The sequence below is a fragment of the Leifsonia sp. AG29 genome, from assembly GCF_009765225.1.
Taxonomy (GTDB): Bacteria; Actinomycetota; Actinomycetes; order Actinomycetales; family Microbacteriaceae; genus Leifsonia.
Map to the genome: position 1 here is coordinate 2,407,356 of NZ_VMSF01000001.1, position 18,107 is coordinate 2,425,462.

Consider the following 18,107-nt stretch of genomic DNA (forward strand, 5'->3'; position numbering starts at 1 on the left):
CGTGCCCGCATTTTGCCCACACCCATATGAGATCACATGAGGTCGTAGTCATATCAATGCGCTCCAAAAGCGCGTAATTCCGCGGATTGTCAGGACCAATTGTCCCCCGGCACGAGTCCCGAGCGGACTCTTAATCCGCGGGTCGTGGGTTCGAGCCCCACGGGGCCCACCCAGTGAATCAAAGGGATCCAAGCCCGCGGTCGACCAACCACCGCACTGGCGCCAAGCACTGTGTGCGCCACGCCCGAGTCTTAGAGGGCGACGGGGGCGGCCCGGCGCCTGGACCGGCGCTACGGCGCGTGGTGAGCCTTTTCGGTCTTGACTGCTGTCGGCGTACCCCAGTAAGTCGTGTGTTTCTGGTCGTTGCTCACGTACCATGCGTCCACACCCCACACTCCGAGGTTGCTGGCGTAGTACTCCCCAGAGCAAACTGTCCGACCGCTCGGATTGGGAGTGTGTTCGGCATGGCAGACCTCGCTCGAGGTCAAGCCCCCCAGGGGTGGGGCTTTCAGCGTGTACCCGTCGGGAAAGATCAGTTTGTACCCCGTAAGGTCACACGTCTGGTGGCTCAAATCCTCCACATGGACGGCCGGATCTGGACTTGACGCACACGGCGGCAGCGTACCTTTGGGCAGAGCGATGCCTCCGTCGCTGCAGCCGCTCAGATTGAAAGCCGTAGCAAGAGCAACGACCGCGACGAAAGCACGCCGAACCATATCCAACTCCCCCGGCTCTTGCATGCGTCCATCCGGACTCCCAGAGCACTCGCTAACAATAAGGCGGCTGCCGGTACGGTATCGTGCACCGCTTGGAGGGATTTATGGCCATCACCGCAGGCGAGGCGCGCAAGGAGCTGTTCGGACTTGTCAACGCGTCAACCTCGACCAGACCGAGGTCGAGATAACGTCCAAGCGCGCTTCGGCCGTTCTGATATCGAAGAACGAGTACGACTCGCTGCTCGAGACCGACCACCTCCTGCGCTCCCCCAAGAACGCGCGCCGCCTCATCGACGCCATCGAGAGCGTCCACTCGGACGACATCACCGAGCACGACCTGACCGGTGAGTGACCGCAAGCTCGCTAGCCAGAGCGCGATCCTTCGGTCAATCGAACCGTCTCGGAATGGCTCGCGACTCGCTCCGGGACCCTCGATGGCGTATCCCAGAAGAACGGAAGATCCCGCATCACGACCACGCTGTCTAGAACGGCTGCCCCTTCAGGGAGACCGTCAAAGAACGACGATTGAACGCTGACTAACCGTCCTGGTTCCACCATCCAGTCGCTCGATGTCAACTCGAGCGCCTCCACACCTGTGCCGTCGCGGCGGGGCGACCACCCCACCGCGCCGTGTTCGTGGAAGGCGGATGCAGCCTCGACGGTCGGAAACAGTGAGCTGGTCCAAGGACCACCCAGTTCCACGTCGACCGCGACTCGAGTCCCCGGGGCCGACATCGCCACCCGGAACCGTGACGCCGTTTCGTCGAGCTTGAAATGCGCGCATTTCTGGACTCCGGGGAACAGTCGGCCACCGGCCAGGACGGGCAGCAGCGATGAGCTGTGACGTTCTGCGATGTACACGCCGCTCTGCGTGACGCCGGCTTCGTCCCATTCGACGGCGATCCGATGGGCTACGTTCTCGGTTCGGAACCCCAGTCGAGGGCGAAGCCAACCGGGTCGAACGGACTGGAGCCCGATCATGCACACGCCCGCGACAGCACTGCCGTCCACGATCTGCGGACGGAACGGCTCGGGGATCAGAGTCTGAGCCACAGCCGGGGTCACCCGGTAGCTGATGAGAAGACGCCGGCGTACCTGCGCTCGAAGCGTCCTGAAGCCGCTCATGCGGTCGCGCCATTTGTGTTGCGTGCCGAAGGGCTCGTTCTCTTTCGCACCTCGCGCATCACGATCTGCTCGGGGCACACCGTTGAAAGAAAATCTCCGACCGACAGCGCCAGCCGGTCGCCGACCAGGGAGTACAGGATCCGATTCCCATCACGACGTTCGGTAACGAGGCCGGCATTCCGAAGCACCCCGAGGTGGCGAGAAATGGTGGGTCCGGAGGCGCTGAACTTCGCGGCGATCTCGCCGGCAGCGAGCTCACCTGCCTTCAGGTCCTGGAGGATCTGCCGGCGAGTGGGGTGCGCGAGTGCCTCGAAGATGTCGCTGACGCTGTCTTGCATGGAACGCAATCTAGCACCATTGCTAAATAGCTACAAAGCCCATAGTTTGACTCGGAGAGTTGTTTCGTGAGGAGACATCAAGCATGAAAATCGCCATAACCGGTGGCACCGGCTTCGTCGGACGACACCTGGCCGAGCGCTACGACCCGAAGGACGTCGTCCTGATATCCCGACGAACGGGCATCGCGATCGACAATGTCGATTCCCTCACCACAGCCTTTGCCGGTTGCGATGTCGTCGCTCATTGCGCCGGCATCAACCGCCAGATCGGCGCGCAGACCTATCAGAAGGTTCACATCGACGGCACGCGGGCCGTCGTCGAAGCCGCTCGACGAGCCGGCGTGAAACGCATCCTCATGCTGAGCTTCTTACGGGCACGTCCGGATTGCGGATCTCCGTACCACGAGTCGAAGTGGGCGGCGGAAGAGCTCATCCGCCAATCAGGCCTCGACTACACCGTCCTCAAGGCGGGCATGATCTATGGCCACGGCGACCACCTCGTCGATCACGTCAGTCGCTCAGTTCAGACGGTGCCCCTGTTCGCGACCGTCGGGCTGCATGAGAAGTCCATCCGCCCCATTCCCGTCGCTGAAATGGTCGACGTCCTGGTCGCGGCCGCGGATGGCCGACTCCCTCATTCCACGGTCTCAGTCGTCGGCGGCGAAGAGCTCATGCTGAGTCAGGTCGTTCACCGAATCGCGGGCATCGTCGACCGGCGCGTCCTCGTCATACCCGCGCCGGTCTGGGCGATCCGCATCCTCGCGCAGTTCACAGAATGGACGATGAAGGTTCCGCTGATCGCAAAAGCCCAAGCGCGGATGTTGGCCGAGGGGGTCTCTGAACCTGCACCGCCAACCGACGACCTCCCCGAATCGCTCCGCCCACGCCTGCCATTCTCAGCGGCGCAGATCGAAGCAGCCCTCCCCGAACGAGGAGGGTTCAGGTTCCAAGACCTACGGGCGAACGCTACTCCCCTCTGCCACCCGCGGTCGGGGACGACTATTCGATGAAACTGCCGAGTCGATTCACCCAGTTCTGAATCGACTTCTGCGATAGGTCATTGATTTCGGGCGTGGACAGCTCGAAGAGGAGTTCAGCCAGGTCGTCGGGGGCATCGCCGTCCAGCTGGAGGTCCTCACGCCCCTCGAGCGCGTCAGCCCACGAAGAGAGCCGAGCCAGTCCGAATTCGCCGGCAAGGTATCGCTGCAGCACCCGCCTCACGTCATCGGCGGTCAGTCTCTCCACGTCGAACCGGCCGTTCCAGCCGAGTTCACGGCTCGCTGTCGCAGCCTCGTCGAAATCCGGGCCGAGCGCGATCATCTCTCGCAGGAGCCGTTGGTGCTCCGTCACGCTCACCTTCAGCGTCATGCTCAGATGCTAGCGACGGCATCGACCTCAAGCGCATGGCTGTCCGGCGGATCCAGCGCCATTGTGACGGACAGATCGCCCACGAGGGCACGCGTCGGTCTCGGCAGCGCCCGGAAGAACGACGAGGCGATGGCTCGACTTGGCGCTCTGGGAGTACCGCAGGACAGCGGATGCGACAAAGTTCAGTCTGTGAGCGTGAGGATGTTCATCCCGGACGATTCGCTCAGCTCGCCATCGCGATCGAAGTGCGTCCCGTCATCGATCTTCGCGGGTGAGCGCCCAGATCTGACGCGCCATCGAGTCATATCGCTCCAGCGATCCCGCCATCTCGGGACTGAACATCCATCCGAAGATGTCGTGAATAGCTCGCTGAAGCTCCTGAGCCGACTCGAGCGCCGGGAGCTCGGCCATGATCTCCTTGGCCTCCTGCAGGTACTCACCGACATTGTCCGGACCGCCGATTCCTATCGGGTCGTCCAAGCCGATGATCGCTTCGATCTCCGCGGTCAGGTCACGAGCCATGTCCCGAAGATAGTCGGCAATGTGCCGGTCGCGCACTCCGCCGGATCGGCAGTGAACGGCCGAGCCAGCGCCGGCCACAGCGAACCGGCCCGCCCGGGAGCTGCGACTCCCGAACCGGCCGGCCCGCACCGAACCCCTACGCGACCGGCCCGCGCCCCAGCGTCACGTCGGCCGTGTGCGATGCGCCGGAGGCGTCGGTCCAGCTCACGCTGACCGTCTGCCCCGGGGTCAAGCCGCCGAGGACCTTCGTGAGGTCCGACGGGGAGCCCACCGCGGAGCCGTTCACCGTCGTGATCGTGTCTCCCGCCTGGAGGCCAGCCGCTGCGGCGGGGCCGCCGTCGACCACGCCGGAGATCGTCGCACCGGACGTCGCGGCGTCACCCGCTGAGCCGTAGCCGTACGAACCGCTGCCGAAGGACGCGCCGTTGCCGGCTGCGCCGCTCGCGTCGCTCGCCGACGCCACCTCCACGCCCAGGAACGCCGGATACCCGATGCTCACGGTCGAGGAGGCGCTGCCGGAGGTGATCTGCCCGGCGATCGCGAGCGCGTTCTGGATCGGGATGGCGTAGCCGGCCGTCGTCGAGCCGCCCTCCTGAGCTGCCGTGTCGATGCCGATGACCTGATCGGCCGAGTTGAAGAGCGGACCGCCCGAGTCGCCGGCCTGGATGTTCGCGTCGGTCTCGATGAGGCCGTTCAGCGTCTCCGAAACGGCCGTCTGCTCGCCCTGGGTCGTGATGGTCTGGTCCAGGGCGGTGACGTTCCCCGGAGAGGCGGAGGGAGTGCCTCCCGTGCCGCCGGCGTTGCCGACGCCGGTCACCGCATCGCCCACGGCGACGTCGCCCGAGGTGTCCAGGTTCGCGGTGCTCAGGCCCGACGCGTTGTTCAGCTGGAGGACGGCGACGTCATCGGTGGCGTCGGTACCGACCACGGTCGCCGTGTACTGGGCGCCGGTCGCCACGACGGTGACGCTGATGCTGGTCGCGCCCTCGACGACGTGGTTGTTGGTCAGGATCTCGCCGGTTGAGGTGAGCACGAGTCCCGTTCCGGCGCTTTCGGCCTGCGCGTAGGTGAGTTGCGAGTTGATGTCCACGACTCCGACCTCCTCCGCGGCGGTCGCAGTGCCGAGGCCCGTCCCTCCCGAGGAGGCGGATGACGAGGCGTTGCTGCCGCCGGCGCCGTAGCCGTAACCGAACCCGCCTCCGTATGCGGCCCCGCTCGTTCGGCCGAGGGCGTTGTGGATGAGAGCGGACCCGCTGGCCGTCGCGGACGCCCCAGTCGTCTTCAGGGAGGCGCCCGCCAGGGCCGCACCGGCGATCGAGCCGAGCGCGAGGGTCGCCGCCACCGCGGTCGACACCACGATGAGGTGGCGCCGCGGGAGGGCACGGTGACCGCCGGGACCTGCGGCGGCCCGCTCTTCCTCGTGCGCACTGCCCGATTCCCTGGGGAGCCCGTCAATCGTGGTCATGGCTGTGGTCCTCTCACCTCTGGGGCTTGTTGACAACAGCACATCGCGAGCGAATGAGAGGGAGGGATGACGAGCTTTTGCGAGGGCTGGGAGGAACCTTGAGCCCGCTATGAATCGACCGAGCGAAGCATGGGCAGAGCCGCGCCTCCCCCAGCCGAGGTCACGCCACCCCTGTGACGCCCTGACGCTCGAGCAGGTATCCGACGACCACGGCGCCGGCGATGCACAGCATGAGCGGGGCGAGCAGCTGCGGGCCCTGGTTCGTGAACTCGATCACCAGCACGAGTCCCGTCAACGGTGCGCGCATCGAGACCGCGAGGAACGCCGCCGCTCCCAGCAGCGCGAAGCCCGGGAGGGCCGACCCGGGCCACAGCTCGGCCCAGAGCGAGCCCGTGGCCAGTCCGAGCCCTGCGCCGATCGCGAGCGACGGCGTGAGCGTCCCGCCCGCCGCGCCCGCACCGATGGTCGCCACGGTGGCCCCCGTCTTCACGACCGTCGTCACGAGGATGATCAGCACCGGCAGGGACGCCGCCAGCGAGAGCTGGCCGAGCGCACGCCCGTTCCCGAGGATGCCCGGGAGCCACAGGGAGGCGACGCCCACCGCCGTGAAGACGAGCGGCATCACGATGACGATGCCCCACGACGTCGGCCGGCGCGCCTGCGCATACCGGGCCAGCCGCACGAACGCTACGGCGGCGAAGCCGAACAACGGACCGGCGATGACGGAGAAGACCAGGATCGACGGCGTCAGCTTCACCTGCGGCATGACGTAGAGCGGGTTCACGGGCACGACGAGCCGCGCGACCAGAGCCCCGACGGCCGACACGGCGAAGGCGGGGAGCACGGTCGCGAAGCTCAGCTCGGCGAGGAGGATCTCGACGGCGAACACCGCGCCTCCGAGAGGCACCGAGTACACGGCGGCCAGACCGGCGCCGGCTCCGCACGCGACGAGGATGCGTCGCTCGCGCGCCGTGACACCCGCCTTCCGGGTCAGCCAGTCGGCCCACAGCGCGGCGATCTCCCGCGGCGCCACCTCCCGCCCGATGGAGGCGCCGAGGCCCACGATCACGATCTGCAGCGCCGCGTTCGCCAGCGTGGCGACAGCGGGCATGCGCCTCCCGTCGACGGCCTGCTCGACCGACACGACCGCGTTGGCCGGGGAGCGCCTCCCCCAGGCTCTCAGTCCCCACCAGCCGACGCCGCCGATCACGCCGGCGACGGCGAGCGCGATCACGCGGTTCGCCGGAGGCGCCTCGAGGAGGCCCTCGTAGAACGTCCCCTCGGAGTAGCCGAAGGCGAGGTGCTGGAGGGTGTGCAGACCGAGATAGACGACCGCACCGCCGATTCCCGCCCCGACCCCGACGAGCGCGGTGACCACGACGATCCGGAGCAGCCACCGCGGTGTGCCGGGTCGCGGCTCGAGCGGAGGCGTTGGCACGATTACAGGGTAGCGGCGCCGACAGGGCAGCGGCGCCGCTACCCTCAACCCTGAGCCGGGACCAGACCGCCGACGGTGAGCAGCGACACCGAGGTGCTCGCGCAGGCTGTCGCCGGGTACGTCACGAAGATCGACGTGGTCGAGCCGGGAGGGTAGACGCGGAAGCCGTCGGCGGGCTTCGGGTCGCAGGTGTCCTGCGGGTAGTTGAGCGCCTGCGCGATGCGAAGCGGGGCCTGGGCGGCGGCACCGGCCGCGAGCTGCACGGTGGGGTGCGGCTTGCTGCGATCCAGCTCGGCCGGAGAACCCAGCTGCGTGCCGTTGCCTCCGCCGACGAACGACACCCCGGGCCAGCCCTGGAGGTTGCAGCTCGACGAGCCGGTGTTCTTGAGCACCAGAAGGACCTCGACGCTGCCCGCCGCGCCTCCACCGCCCTGCTGGATGCTGCCGCTCAGCTTCGCCGTGTCGCACTGCCCCTCGATGGGCGTCGCCGTCGTCGTCGAGGTCGGGCGTGGCGAGGCGGTGTCGGTGCCCGTCGTCGACGATGCCGAGGACGACGCGGACGACGAATCGGACGGGCTCGTGGAGGTGCGGGCGCACCCGGCCAGACCCGCGATGCCGACCGCAGCGACGGCGACCAGGCACGCGAACGGGACGAACCGGGGACGGCGGGATCTCGGCAGGCTCTGCATGGCACCATCCCAGCACTCTGCGACCGCGAAGCGCGCCGGACCCGCCGCTGGGGAGGAACACGGACGGCGCCGGAGGCTGAGCTTTTGGCAGGATGGGGGCATGGCATCGCTCGGATCCTGGCTCGCTCGGTGGTGGACGGTCGGGGTGCCGATCGTCGGTGTGATCGTGCTCGTGGCCTTCTGGACCGCGAAGCTCGACGGCTGGGCCATCGCGCTCATCGCCGTGGTGCTGGCCGGCACCGTCCTCGCCGCCGTGCAGCACGCGGAGGTCGTCGCCCACCGGGTCGGCGAGCCGTTCGGGTCGCTCGTCCTGGCGGTGGCGGTGACGATCATCGAAGTGGCACTCATCGTGACGCTCATGACCACCGGCAAGGACTCCCCCGAACTGGCCCGTGACACGGTCTTCTCCGCCGTGATGATCACGATGAACGGCATCGTCGGGCTCTCGCTGCTGCTGAGCGCGTCGCGTCGCGAGACGACCTCTTTCAACGCGCAGGGCAGCGGGGCGGCGCTCGCGACCGTCACGGCGCTCGCCACACTGACACTCGTGCTGCCGACCTTCACGCAGACGCCCGGCCCCGTCTTCACGCCCCTCCAGCTGGGCTTCGCGGCCGTCGCCTCCGTCGTGCTCTACCTCATGTTCGTCTTCACGCAGACGATCGCCCACCGCGACTTCTTCCTCCCGGTGAGCGCCAAGGGGCAGCCGCTGCGCGAGGACGACCACGCCGACGCCCCCTCCACGGCGACCGCATGGAGGAGCGTGGCCCTGCTCCTCGTCTCCCTCGTGGCGGTCGTGGGGCTGGCGAAGCTCGAGTCGACCCCGCTCGAGCGCGCGGTGGCGGCGGTCGGCCTTCCGCAGTCGTTCGTCGGCGTCGTCATCGCGCTGCTTGTGCTCCTCCCGGAGGGCATCTCGGCGGCGAAAGCCGCCAACCGCAACCGCATGCAGACGAGCTGGAACCTCGCCCTGGGATCGGCCATCGCCAGCATCGGCCTCACGATCCCCGCGATCGCGGTCGCCTCCATCTGGCTGCCGGGAGAGCTGCATCTCGGCCTCGGTCCGAGTCAGATCGTGCTGCTTGTCCTGACCGTGCTGGTGAGCATCCTGACGATCGTGCAGGGCAAGGCGGTGCGGCTGCAGGGAGGCATCCACCTCATCCTGTTCGCGGCGTTCGTCTTCCTCTCGATCGCGCCGTAGCGCGCTCTATCCCCAGCTCGCCAGGTAGGAGGAGCTCGCGAAGCCTTCGGGCCGGATGCCCCACACCGCGGTCCAGCTCTCGCCCGGCTCCAGCCAGCGGAGCCCGGCGCCCGAGTTGAGGGCGTCGGCCGGGGCCGTCATCGGCTCGACCGCGAGCGCCACCTCGCCGGGCTGCTTCGTGGCGAAGGCGCGGTGCGTGAATACCTGCACGTAGCCGAACGACTCGTCGCCCCACAGCACGAGCCGGCGCCCGTCATCGGCCTGGAGGACGTGGGCTGCGGGCAGATCGAGCTCGCCGAAGCCGTCGTCGAGCTGGAGATCGGAGACACGACGTCCGCTCGAGAGGTCGAGCGGACCCCCGGGCTCGACCGGCGCGGTGCCCACCACGTTCTGCCGGTCGTCCGTCTCGAAGTGGAGGCGCGCCCGGACGGTCAGCGTGAGTTCCTCCGGCGGCACGTCGCCGATGCGGAGGTAGGGGTGCGCGCCGATCGCGACAGGAGCCTTCCGCGACCCCGCGTTGGTGATGGTGTGCGTGACGCGGAGCCCTTCGGTGTCGAGCTCGTGCGTCACCGTCGTGTCGAGCTGGAACGGGTAGCCGAGTTCGGGGTAGATCGCCGCGCTCTGGGTGACCGACGCCTCCGTCCGCTCGACGAGCTCGTAGGGCCGGTACCGGAGGAGTCCGTGGATCGCATTGCCGCTGGCGGGCTCGGTGAGGGCGAGGCGCTGCGTGGCGCCGTCGAGCTGCCACGTGCCGTCCTTCACGCGGTTGGGCCACGGCACCAGCACGATGCCGTCCCCGGAGGGAGTGGGCGCGTCGGCCGGGTAGGGCTCGACCAGGTCGGCGTCGCCGAAACGCAGGGTGCGGATGCCGGCCGCCACCTGCGTGATCGTCGCGGTCAGGTCCCCGAACTCGAGCTCGTACTGGTCTCCGGTGGCTGCGGTCATGCCTCCAGACTAGGACTCAGGCCACGGTGACCGGGAGGCCCGCAGCTCGCAGCGCGGCGAGTTCTCCCTCCGGCGCCGACGACCCGGTGATGAGCTCCGACACCTCGCCGAGGGCGGCGATGCGCCCGAGGTGCTTTCGGCCGAGTTTGGAGCCGTCGGCCACCACGATGGCGCGTGTCGCCGTGCCGACCATCACCCGCTTGAGGTCCGCCTCTGGCAAGTTGACGTTCGTGATTCCCGCCGTCGGGTGCACGCCCGTGCAGCCGATGAACGCGAGGTCGGCGTGCATGCGGCGAAGGAGGGTGGAGGCGAGCGGCTCGACCAGCGAGTGCTGGAGCGGACGCAGCGTGCCGCCGGTGACGACCACCTGGAAGCGCGGGATCGCCCGCTCGAGCTCGAGCGCGATGCTCAGGCCGTTGGTGATGACCGTCACCCCGTCGAGCTCCTCGCGGTCCGCCAGGGCACGGGCGATCGCCGCCGTGGTGGTGCCGACGTCGAGCAGGACGCTGCCGCCGGGCTCGACGAGAGCGGCCGCCGCCAGCCCGATCCGCTGCTTCTCGTCGGCGGAGGAGGCGAGCGCCTCCTCGAAGCTCGGCTCGCGCATCCCGGGACTGCGCAGCACCGCGCCGCCGTGGACGCGCCGGATGCTCTGCTCGCGGTCGAGGGCGTCGAGATCGGACCGGACCGTGACGTCGGACACCTGGAACGCCTCGCTGAGGTCGGCGACCCGGACGAACCCCGTGCGGCCGATCACCTCGAGCATGCGCTCGCGGCGGAGCGCCGCGGGCAGCGATTCGGTCATAGGGCCATGATTCAGCGCTTGCGTTTGCTTGTCAATGTGAAAGCTAGGAGCTATCTTTGCTTTCGGAACCGAAAGGATGCCATGGCTTCGATCACCAAGCGACCGACCCGTCTCTCCGATGGTCGCGACCTCATCTACTACGACGACGCCGACTCGTCGCTGCCGGCCGAGCGGAAGCCCGACCTGCGCGAACCGGCTGCGCGGCCGGCCACGGCCACCATGCGGCTCGACCCGCTCACCGGCGAGTGGGTGTCGATCGCGGCCGCCCGGCAGAACCGCGTCATGCTCCCGCCGGCCGAGCTCGACCCCCTTGCCCCCGCGACAGCGCAGAACCCGTCCGAGATCCCCGACCAGTACGACGTGGCGGTCTTCGAGAACAAGTCGCCGTCGTTCGGTCCGCTGCTCGAGGGCGACGATGCTCCTCGGGGTCTCGACGACCTGGCGCAGCCCGGCATCGGCCGCACGCGCACCTCGGTCGGGCGCTGCGAGGTCGTCTGCTTCAGCCCGGCCACCACCGGCTCCTTCGGCAGCCTCACCCCCTCGCGGGCCCGGACGGTCATCGAGGCCTGGGCCGACCGCACGACCGAGCTCGGAGCCCTCCCCGGCGTGCAGCAGGTCTTCCCGTTCGAGAACCGCGGGGAGGCGATCGGCGTCACCCTCCACCACCCGCACGGGCAGATCTACGCCTACCCGTACATCACTCCGCGCACGAGCGCCCTCATCCGGCAGCTCGACGCCTACGGCCCGACCCTCTTCGCCGACATCCTCGAGCGCGAGCGCGCCTCCGAGCGGGTCGTTCTCGCCGGCGAGCACTGGACCGCCTTCGTGCCGTTCGCAGCGCGCTGGCCGATCGAGATCCACGTGCTGCCCCACCGCCACGTCGCCGACCTCGCCGAGACCTCCGACGCCGAACGCGACGAGCTGGCGACCTTCTACCTGCGCGTCCTCCGCGGGGTGGACGCGCTGTACGACTCCCCGACGCCCTACATCGCGGCCTGGCACCAGGCCCCGGTCGAGGTGAAGCGCGACGAGATCCGGCTCATGCTGCAGATCACGTCGCCGCGCCGGGGCGCCGATAAGCTGAAGTTCCTCGCCGGCTCCGAGGCCGCCATGGGCGCCTGGATCGGCGACATCCCTCCGGAGCAGGCCGCGGCCGCGCTGCGGGAGGCGATCGAGCGGGCCGACCGCGACCTCCCGGTCGGGCGCCTGCCGGAGCCCGTCTCGGGCCTCGTGACCGCCGCACCGGGATCCCCCTCCACCGCATCCGACCGAGAGGCCGCCGAATGACCGACCTGCGAACCGGGGTCCGCGAGGACTTCGCCGAGATCTTCGGCCGCGAGCCCGACGGCGTCTGGTCCGCCCCCGGCCGGGTCAATCTCATCGGCGAGCACACCGACTACAACCTGGGCTTCGTGCTCCCGTTCGCCATCAACCGGCGCACGGTCGCGGCGGTCGGCGTGCGCGACGACCGCATCCTGCGCGTCGGGAGCACCTTCTCCGACGAGCTCGTGGAGGTGCCGCTCGAGGAGCTCGGGCCCGGCACGCTCAGCGGCTGGTCTGCGTACCCGCTGGGCGTGGCCTGGGCGCTCGGCGAGTTCGGCGCCGACCTGGAGGCGGTGCCCGGGGTCGACATCCTGATCGACTCGAACGTCCCCGTCGGCGCCGGCCTCTCGTCGTCGGCGGCGATCGAGAGCGCGGTCGCCCTCGCGCTCGACGAGATCTGGCGCCTCGGCTTCGACCGCCGGACGCTCGCCCGCGTCGGCCAGCGCGCCGAGAACGTCGCCGTGGGCGCGCCGACCGGGATCATGGACCAGTCCGCCTCCCTCCTCGGCGAGCCCGACGCCGCGGTCTTCCTCGACTGCCGGTCGCTCGACTCCGAGATCGTCCCGCTGGGCCTCGAGGAGGCGGGCCTCCAGATCGTCATCATCGATACCGGAGTGACGCATGCGCACTCGACCGGCGGTTACGCCTCCCGGCGGGCATCGTGCGAGGAGGGCGCCCGGGTCCTCGGCGTGGAGGCGCTTCGCGACGTCTCCGTCGCCGACCTCGACCGCGCGCGCGAACTGCTCGACGACGTCACCTTCCGACGCGTCCGTCACGTCGTCACCGAGGACCAGCGCGTGCTCGACACGGTAAGGACGCTCCGTGAGCACGGACCGACGGCGATCGGCGAGCTGCTCGACGCCTCCCACGTGTCGATGCGCGACGACTTCGAGATCTCCGTCCCCGAGCTCGACCTCGCCGTCGAGACCGCACAGGCCAACGGAGCGCTCGGCGCCCGGATGACCGGCGGCGGTTTCGGCGGGGCCGCCATCGCGCTCGCCCCGGCCGACGCGGTGAGCCGCATCATGGTCGCGATCGACGGCGCCTTCGCCGAGCACGGCTTCGGTCAGCCGGACGTGTTCACGGTCACGGCGTCGCAAGGGGCGGTCCGCGAGAGCTGAACCCTGCGGCCGCGGCCCCGCGCCTGGTGTTCACCTCCCCTTTACCGGACGGTCGCACACTGGAGGGGATGACCGACCCCCAGATCACCTGGCTCGACCCGGACACGGTGCAGCTGCGGCAGCCCAAGTCGTCGCACTGGGAGGCGCCCTTCCTGTTCCTCCTGTTCGGCCGGGAGCGCTCCCTCCTGCTCGACTCGGGAGCGACCTCGGACGAGAAGGTCTTCCCGCTGCGCGCCGCGGTCGAGGCGCTGACCGCCGAGTGGCTGCGACGCAACCCGGCCGTCTACACGCGGCCTTACCCCCTCGTGGTCGCCCACACCCACGCGCACGGCGACCACATCGCGGGCGATGCGCTGTTCGCCGGGAGGCGCGCCACGACGATCGTGGGGACGAGCCCCGCCGAGGTGATCGGGTTCTTCGGGTTCCGCCGGTGGCCCGACGAGACGGTCCCGTTCCTCCTCGGGCGCCGCGTCGTCGATGTGATCGGCGGGCCCGGGCACGAGCCGTCCGCCGTCGCGTTCTTCGACCGGCAGACCGGGATCATGTTCACCGGCGACACCGTCCTCCCGGCCCGGCTGTACGTCCGCGACCTGGGGCAGTACCGGGCGACGATCGACCGGCTGATCCGCTTCCGCGATGGCGCCCCGACGCCGGTCCGCGAGCTCCGCGGTGCCCACATCGAGATGTCGACGGTCCCGGGACACGACTACCCGGCCGGCACGGTGGACCAGCCGGACGAGGCGCCCCTCCCCCTCCCCCCGCGGATCCTCGAGAAGGTGCGCGACGCTCTCGCCGGCCTGCGGGGCGAACCCGGCGAGCGCGTCGCCCGCAAACGCTTCATCGTGGTGGTCGATCGTTAGGCTGGGCGGCATGACCTCCCCCGCCTTCATCGCCCTCGCCGACGGATCGGCGCCGGTCGTCGCCCACGGCGCCTTCGTCGCGGCCGGAGCCGTGCTCGCCGGCCGGGTCCGGCTGGCCGCCACGTCGAGCGTCTGGTACAACGCCGTGCTCCGCGCCGAGGCGGAAGACATCGTCGTCGGCGAGCGCAGCAACCTCCAGGACAACGTCTCGTGCCACGTCGACCACGGTTTCCCGCTGACTATCGGCGCCGACGTGTCCGTCGGTCACAACGCCGTGCTCCACGGGTGCACCATCGAGGACGGCACCCTCATCGGCATGAACGCGACCGTGCTCAACGGGGCGGTCGTCGGCGCGGGCTCGCTGCTCGCCGCCGGGACGGTCGTCCTCGAGGGCGCGGTCATCCCTCCCGGGTCGCTCGTCGCCGGGGTGCCCGGCAAGGTGAGGCGCGACCTGACCGAGGAGGAGCGCGCCGGCATCCTCCGGAACGCGCAGGCGTACCTCGCTCACGTGGAGGAGCACCGGGGCTGAGGGGCTGGGCGCGGGCGCGGGGCTGGGCCGCGGCGCTGGGGGTGAGGCCGCGCTGGGCCGGGGTCCCCTGCCTCGCCGGGCTCGCTGTGCCTCGCCGTGCCTCGCCGTGCCTCCCCTGGCCTCGTCGCGCCTTCCGCGCCTCGCGTCGCCCTGCGTCCCCGCGCCTCTCCTCGCGCCGGCCCGGCTAGATTCGTGCCGAATGCTGCTCTCCGTGCACGCGGCGCCAACATTCGTGCCGAATGCCGCGGGGGTGCGCCTCCCTGCCCCTCCCGCGTGCCGTCACATTCGTGCCGAATGTCGATAATGGCGCGCACCTGGGCAACATTCGTGCTGAATGCTGCTGAGGGGGCGCGCCGGGGCGGCCTCCCGCCGGGCCGCATTCGTGACGAATGTGGTCCCGGGAGGGTTCGTAAGCGACATTCGTGCCGAATGTGGCGTGCGTTGCGCCAAGGCGGCCGGGGCCCCGCCACGTTCGTGACGAATGTGGACGTGGACGGGCACGTCTGCAACATTCGTGCCGAATGCGGGCGCGCGCGTGTTTGCTGAGGCCGCCCGGCATAGAGCACATTCGTGACGAATCGGGATTTGGGATGGTGCTTCGGCGACATTCGGCACGAATGTCGACGGGCGGCGCGGCAGCGGCGCGCAGCGGCGGCGCGGCAGCGGCGCGCGGCAGCGGCGCGCAGCAGCGGCGCGCGGCAGCGGCGCGCAGCAGCGGCGCGGCAGCGACGCGGCAGCGACGGCGCGCGCAGCGACGCAAGCGCCTCAGCGCGCGGCGCCGGGCTCCACCGGGGCGACCTCGCCGCCGGTGATCCGCACCAGCTCGGCGAACGTCGTCGGGAAGACGGTGTGGGCGTGGCCCGCGGCCGCCCACACCTCCGGGTAGCCCGCGAGCTGTTCGTCGACGACGGTGCGCAGGGGCGCCGGGTGCCCGACGGGCGCCACGCCGCCGATGGTCTGTCCGGTCGCCGCCTTGACCGTGTCGGGGTCGGCCCGGCGGATGAGTCCGCCGAGCCTCTCGCCGAGGTAGGCGGTGTCGACGCGATGCGCGCCGGACGTCATGACGAGGAGGGGCTCCCCGTCGATCGTGAACACCAGCGAGTTCGCGATGGCGCCCACCTCGACGCCGAGCTCCGCCGCGGCGGACGCGGCCGTCGGCGTCGCGGTGTCGAACCACCGCACCCGCGGTTCCACGCCCGCCGCGATCAGCGCCGCCTCCACCCGCGCGACGGCGGGGTGACCGCGCTCGGCACGCTCGGCGCGCTCGGTGCCGCTCACCGCAGGGAACGCTCCGCGGTCTCCACCACGTTCTGCAGCAGGAGCGCGCGCGTCATCGGCCCGACCCCTCCCGGGTTCGGCGAGATCCAGGAGGCGACCTCCGCGACATCGGCCGCGACGTCGCCGGCGATGACGCTCTTGCCCGTCTCGGGGTCCTCGACGCGGCTGACCCCGACGTCGAGCACGATCGCCCCCGGCTTGACGTTCTCAGCGGTGACGAGCCCCGCGACACCGGCGGCCGCGACGATCACGTCGGCGCGCTTCAGGTGCGCGTCGAGGTCGCGCGTGCCCGTGTGGGTGAGGGTCACCGTGGCGTTGTACTCCCGGCGGGTCAGCAGCGAGCCGATCGGCCGGCCGACCGTGACGCCGCGGCCGACCACCACGACGTGCTTGCCGCGGATGTCGATCCCGTGCCGCAGCATGAGCTCGATGACGCCGCGGGGCGTGCACGGGAGGGGCGTGTCGATCGGGCGGTTCACGTTGAGCACCAGCCGGCCGAGATTGGTCGGGTGGAGGCCGTCGGCGTCCTTCGCGGGGTCGACCAGCTCGAGGATGGCATCGGTGTCGAGGTGGCCCGGGAGGGGCAGCTGGACGATGAAGCCGGTGCAGTCCGGGTCCGCGTTCAGCTCCTCGATCACCGCCTCCAGCTCGGCCTGCGAGATGTCAGCGGGGAGGTCGCGGCGGATGGAGGCGATGCCCACCTCCGCGCAGTCGCGGTGCTTCCCCGCGACGTACCACTGCGAGCCGGGATCGTCCCCGACCAGCACGGTCCCGAGGCCGGGGACGACGCCGCGCTCGCGCAGCGCCGTCACCCGCTCGGTCAGTTCGGCCTTGATCGCGGCAGCGGTCCGCTTGCCGTCGAGGATCTGAGCGGTCACGTCAGATCGAGGAGGGGAGCTCGACCGGGAAACCCTCCTGGCCCGACGGCGTGAGCCCCGGGTAGAGCGGGAATGCCGCCGTCAGCGCGTCGACGCGGGCCCGGAGCGCCTTCGTGTCCGCACCCGGCTTGAGGGCGGAGGCGATGATGTCCGCCACCTCGGTGAACTCCGCGTCGCCGAAGCCGCGGGTCGCGAGCGCCGGCGTGCCGATGCGCAGACCCGAGGTGACCATCGGCGGCCGCGGGTCGAAGGGGACCGCGTTGCGGTTGACGGTGATGCCGACCTCGTGCAGCACGTCCTCCGCCTGCTGGCCGTCGAGCTCCGAAGTGCGCAGGTCGGCGAGCACCAGGTGCACGTCCGTGCCGCCCGTGAGCACGTCGACGCCGGCGGCGCGCGAGTCCTCGGCGGTCAGGCGCTCGGCGAGCAGCCGGGCGCCGCGGATGGTGCGCTCCTGGCGGTCCTTGAACTCGTCCGTCGCCGCGAGCTTGAAGGCGGTCGCCTTGGCCGCGATGACGTGCATCAGCGGGCCGCCCTGCTGACCCGGGAAGACGTTGGAGTTCAGCTTCTTGGCGAGCTCGGTGTCGCGGCTGAGGATGAAGCCGGAGCGGGGGCCGCCGATGGTCTTGTGCACGGTCGAGCTGACGACGTCGGCGTGCGGGACCGGGTTCGGGTGGAGGCCCGCCGCGACGAGCCCCGCGAAGTGGGCCATGTCGACCCACAGCTTCGCGCCGACCTCGTCGGCGATCTCGCGGAACGCCGCGAAGTCGAGCTGGCGCGGGTAGGCCGACCAGCCGGCGATGATGACCTGCGGCTTGTGCTCGAGCGCCTTCTCGCGGACGACGTTCATGTCGACCAGGAAGCTCTCCGGGTCGACGCCGTAGGAGACGGCGTTGTAGAGCTTGCCGGAGAAGTTCAGCTTCATCCCGTGGGTCAGGTGGCCGCCGTGGGCGAGCTCCAGGCCGAGGATGGTGTCGCCGGGGGTCGCGATCGCCGAGAGGACGGCCGCGTTGGCGGACGCGCCCGAGTGCGGCTGGACGTTGGCGTACTCGGCGCCGAAGAGGCTCTTGGCCCGGTCGATCGCGAGCTGCTCGGCCACGTCGACGTACTCGCAGCCGCCGTAGTAGCGGCGGCCCGGGTAGCCCTCGGCGTACTTGTTCGTGAGGACCGAGCCGACGGCCTCCAGCACCGCTCTCGGCACGAAGTTCTCGGAGGCGATCATCTCGAGGTAGTCGCGCTGGCGGCCGAGCTCGAGCTGCAGCACCTCCGCGATCTCGGGATCGACCTCCGCCAGGGGGGCGGTGAAGGTGGAGGGGAGGGTATCGGTCATTGCCGGCTCCTTCGTACAGGGATGGACCACAGCGAAGCGACCCAGGCGCGCGGCCGCATCCATCCGTGTTCGTTCGAGGTTCCGTGTCGCTCCCCGATGGTGACCATCTGAGCGCCAGTCGCGACGCTCGCAAGCATAGCAAAGGCCGGTGACGGCGAAACCCTTGCCCGCCCGTTCGGGCCCCTGCC

At 70.0% G+C, this 18,107-nt stretch carries 19 protein-coding genes and 1 riboswitch; of the genes, 7 read left to right on the top strand and 12 right to left on the bottom strand.

Annotated features, from left to right (window positions below):
• Positions 1-738: 738 nt before the first annotated feature.
• A complete protein-coding gene (locus FPT20_RS11605) occupies positions 739-1,068 on the top strand; it encodes a type II toxin-antitoxin system Phd/YefM family antitoxin (RefSeq protein WP_233265491.1) in 330 nt (109 codons plus the stop codon).
• Between the two features lie 11 nt (positions 1,069-1,079).
• Here the strand turns inward: FPT20_RS11605 and FPT20_RS11610 are convergent, their stop codons facing one another.
• Together FPT20_RS11610 and FPT20_RS11615 are read right to left on the bottom strand one after the other, a co-directional pair.
• The gene (locus tag FPT20_RS11610; protein ID WP_158865433.1) at positions 1,080-1,841 is read right to left on the bottom strand and encodes a DUF2071 domain-containing protein; all 762 of its coding nucleotides are present in this window, start codon (positions 1,839-1,841) and stop codon (positions 1,080-1,082) included.
• Positions 1,838-2,179: a metalloregulator ArsR/SmtB family transcription factor gene (locus FPT20_RS11615; RefSeq protein WP_158865435.1), complete on the bottom strand. Its 342-nt coding sequence runs from the start codon at positions 2,177-2,179 to the stop codon at positions 1,838-1,840. Before FPT20_RS11615 ends, FPT20_RS11610 begins: the two co-directional genes overlap by 4 nt.
• An 83-nt stretch (positions 2,180-2,262) precedes the next feature.
• Here FPT20_RS11615 and FPT20_RS11620 point away from each other — a divergent pair, with 83 nt between their 5' ends.
• The gene (locus tag FPT20_RS11620; RefSeq protein WP_158865437.1) at positions 2,263-3,189 is read left to right on the top strand and encodes an NAD(P)H-binding protein; all 927 of its coding nucleotides are present in this window, start codon (positions 2,263-2,265) and stop codon (positions 3,187-3,189) included.
• Here FPT20_RS11620 and FPT20_RS11625 read toward each other — a convergent pair.
• The 5 genes from FPT20_RS11625 to FPT20_RS11645 form a co-directional block, all read right to left on the bottom strand.
• Positions 3,179-3,547 (bottom strand): hypothetical protein, encoded by a 369-nt coding sequence (locus tag FPT20_RS11625; protein ID WP_158865439.1) that lies wholly within the window; start codon positions 3,545-3,547, stop codon positions 3,179-3,181. The two genes, FPT20_RS11620 and FPT20_RS11625, sit on opposite strands and share 11 nt — an antisense overlap.
• Before the next feature lie 255 nt (positions 3,548-3,802).
• Positions 3,803-4,069, bottom strand: coding sequence for a hypothetical protein (locus FPT20_RS11630; protein WP_158865441.1), 267 nt, complete (start codon positions 4,067-4,069; stop codon positions 3,803-3,805).
• 136 nt (positions 4,070-4,205) lie between these two features.
• Positions 4,206-5,534 carry a S1C family serine protease gene (locus FPT20_RS11635; RefSeq protein WP_158865443.1) on the bottom strand — a complete coding sequence of 443 codons (1,329 nt, stop codon included), beginning with the start codon at positions 5,532-5,534 and terminating at the stop codon, positions 4,206-4,208.
• Between the two features lie 160 nt (positions 5,535-5,694).
• Positions 5,695-6,972 carry a chloride channel protein gene (locus FPT20_RS11640; protein ID WP_233265492.1) on the bottom strand — a complete coding sequence of 426 codons (1,278 nt, stop codon included), beginning with the start codon at positions 6,970-6,972 and terminating at the stop codon, positions 5,695-5,697.
• A gap of 44 nt (positions 6,973-7,016) precedes the next feature.
• A complete protein-coding gene (locus tag FPT20_RS11645; RefSeq protein WP_158865445.1) occupies positions 7,017-7,661 on the bottom strand; it encodes a DUF4232 domain-containing protein in 645 nt (214 codons plus the stop codon).
• A 100-nt stretch (positions 7,662-7,761) separates the two neighbouring features.
• On the opposite strand from FPT20_RS11645, the gene FPT20_RS11650 reads away from it, so the two are divergent.
• The gene (locus tag FPT20_RS11650; protein ID WP_158865447.1) at positions 7,762-8,856 is read left to right on the top strand and encodes a calcium:proton antiporter; all 1,095 of its coding nucleotides are present in this window, start codon (positions 7,762-7,764) and stop codon (positions 8,854-8,856) included.
• A 6-nt stretch (positions 8,857-8,862) separates the two neighbouring features.
• Here FPT20_RS11650 and FPT20_RS11655 read toward each other — a convergent pair whose 3' ends face one another.
• Positions 8,863-9,801, bottom strand: a complete 939-nt coding sequence (locus FPT20_RS11655) for an aldose 1-epimerase family protein (protein WP_158865449.1) — start codon at positions 9,799-9,801, stop codon at positions 8,863-8,865.
• A 16-nt stretch (positions 9,802-9,817) separates the two neighbouring features.
• Positions 9,818-10,603: a DeoR/GlpR family DNA-binding transcription regulator gene (locus FPT20_RS11660; RefSeq protein WP_158865451.1), complete on the bottom strand. Its 786-nt coding sequence runs from the start codon at positions 10,601-10,603 to the stop codon at positions 9,818-9,820.
• A gap of 81 nt (positions 10,604-10,684) precedes the next feature.
• Here FPT20_RS11660 and galT point away from each other — a divergent pair, with 81 nt between their 5' ends.
• The 4 genes from galT to FPT20_RS11680 all read left to right on the top strand — a co-directional run bounded on the left by galT (position 10,685) and on the right by FPT20_RS11680 (position 14,436).
• The gene (galT, locus tag FPT20_RS11665) at positions 10,685-11,890 is read left to right on the top strand and encodes a galactose-1-phosphate uridylyltransferase (RefSeq protein ID WP_158865453.1); all 1,206 of its coding nucleotides are present in this window, start codon (positions 10,685-10,687) and stop codon (positions 11,888-11,890) included.
• Positions 11,887-13,047 carry a galactokinase gene (gene galK / locus FPT20_RS11670; protein ID WP_158865455.1) on the top strand — a complete coding sequence of 387 codons (1,161 nt, stop codon included), beginning with the start codon at positions 11,887-11,889 and terminating at the stop codon, positions 13,045-13,047. The genes galT and galK overlap by 4 nt, the downstream gene beginning before the upstream one ends.
• A gap of 68 nt (positions 13,048-13,115) precedes the next feature.
• Positions 13,116-13,907 carry an MBL fold metallo-hydrolase gene (locus FPT20_RS11675; RefSeq protein ID WP_158865457.1) on the top strand — a complete coding sequence of 264 codons (792 nt, stop codon included), beginning with the start codon at positions 13,116-13,118 and terminating at the stop codon, positions 13,905-13,907.
• A 10-nt stretch (positions 13,908-13,917) separates the two neighbouring features.
• Positions 13,918-14,436, top strand: coding sequence for a gamma carbonic anhydrase family protein (locus FPT20_RS11680; RefSeq protein WP_158865459.1), 519 nt, complete (start codon positions 13,918-13,920; stop codon positions 14,434-14,436).
• A 765-nt stretch (positions 14,437-15,201) separates the two neighbouring features.
• On the opposite strand, the gene FPT20_RS11685 is transcribed toward FPT20_RS11680, so the two are convergent.
• Genes FPT20_RS11685 through glyA form a run of 3 tightly spaced genes read right to left on the bottom strand, consistent with a single transcriptional unit; the run spans position 15,202 to position 17,919 of the window.
• Positions 15,202-15,714 (bottom strand): YbaK/EbsC family protein, encoded by a 513-nt coding sequence (locus FPT20_RS11685; RefSeq protein ID WP_442786489.1) that lies wholly within the window; start codon positions 15,712-15,714, stop codon positions 15,202-15,204.
• Positions 15,711-16,592, bottom strand: coding sequence for a bifunctional methylenetetrahydrofolate dehydrogenase/methenyltetrahydrofolate cyclohydrolase (locus tag FPT20_RS11690; RefSeq protein ID WP_158865461.1), 882 nt, complete (start codon positions 16,590-16,592; stop codon positions 15,711-15,713). Before FPT20_RS11690 ends, FPT20_RS11685 begins: the two co-directional genes overlap by 4 nt.
• 1 nt (position 16,593) lies before the next feature.
• The gene (gene glyA / locus FPT20_RS11695) at positions 16,594-17,919 is read right to left on the bottom strand and encodes a serine hydroxymethyltransferase (RefSeq protein ID WP_158865463.1); all 1,326 of its coding nucleotides are present in this window, start codon (positions 17,917-17,919) and stop codon (positions 16,594-16,596) included.
• Between the two features lie 32 nt (positions 17,920-17,951).
• Positions 17,952-18,051, bottom strand: a riboswitch (ZMP/ZTP riboswitch).
• Positions 18,052-18,107 lie beyond the last annotated feature (56 nt).

What these genes read in the sequence shown, in the direction of transcription:
- FPT20_RS11605 (WP_233265491.1), top strand. Translation starts at nt 739, where the DNA reads ATGCGTCCATCCGGACTCCCAGAGCACTCGCTAACAATAAGGCGGCTG.
- FPT20_RS11610 (WP_158865433.1), bottom strand. Translation starts at nt 1,841, where the DNA reads ATGAGCGGCTTCAGGACGCTTCGAGCGCAGGTACGCCGGCGTCTTCTC.
- FPT20_RS11615 (WP_158865435.1), bottom strand. Translation starts at nt 2,179, where the DNA reads ATGCAAGACAGCGTCAGCGACATCTTCGAGGCACTCGCGCACCCCACT.
- FPT20_RS11620 (WP_158865437.1), top strand. Translation starts at nt 2,263, where the DNA reads ATGAAAATCGCCATAACCGGTGGCACCGGCTTCGTCGGACGACACCTG.
- FPT20_RS11625 (WP_158865439.1), bottom strand. Translation starts at nt 3,547, where the DNA reads ATGACGCTGAAGGTGAGCGTGACGGAGCACCAACGGCTCCTGCGAGAG.
- FPT20_RS11630 (WP_158865441.1), bottom strand. Translation starts at nt 4,069, where the DNA reads ATGGCTCGTGACCTGACCGCGGAGATCGAAGCGATCATCGGCTTGGAC.
- FPT20_RS11635 (WP_158865443.1), bottom strand. Translation starts at nt 5,534, where the DNA reads ATGACCACGATTGACGGGCTCCCCAGGGAATCGGGCAGTGCGCACGAG.
- FPT20_RS11645 (WP_158865445.1), bottom strand. Translation starts at nt 7,661, where the DNA reads ATGCAGAGCCTGCCGAGATCCCGCCGTCCCCGGTTCGTCCCGTTCGCG.
- FPT20_RS11650 (WP_158865447.1), top strand. Translation starts at nt 7,762, where the DNA reads ATGGCATCGCTCGGATCCTGGCTCGCTCGGTGGTGGACGGTCGGGGTG.
- FPT20_RS11655 (WP_158865449.1), bottom strand. Translation starts at nt 9,801, where the DNA reads ATGACCGCAGCCACCGGAGACCAGTACGAGCTCGAGTTCGGGGACCTG.
- FPT20_RS11660 (WP_158865451.1), bottom strand. Translation starts at nt 10,603, where the DNA reads ATGACCGAATCGCTGCCCGCGGCGCTCCGCCGCGAGCGCATGCTCGAG.
- galT (WP_158865453.1), top strand. Translation starts at nt 10,685, where the DNA reads ATGGCTTCGATCACCAAGCGACCGACCCGTCTCTCCGATGGTCGCGAC.
- galK (WP_158865455.1), top strand. Translation starts at nt 11,887, where the DNA reads ATGACCGACCTGCGAACCGGGGTCCGCGAGGACTTCGCCGAGATCTTC.
- FPT20_RS11675 (WP_158865457.1), top strand. Translation starts at nt 13,116, where the DNA reads ATGACCGACCCCCAGATCACCTGGCTCGACCCGGACACGGTGCAGCTG.
- FPT20_RS11680 (WP_158865459.1), top strand. Translation starts at nt 13,918, where the DNA reads ATGACCTCCCCCGCCTTCATCGCCCTCGCCGACGGATCGGCGCCGGTC.
- glyA (WP_158865463.1), bottom strand. Translation starts at nt 17,919, where the DNA reads ATGACCGATACCCTCCCCTCCACCTTCACCGCCCCCCTGGCGGAGGTC.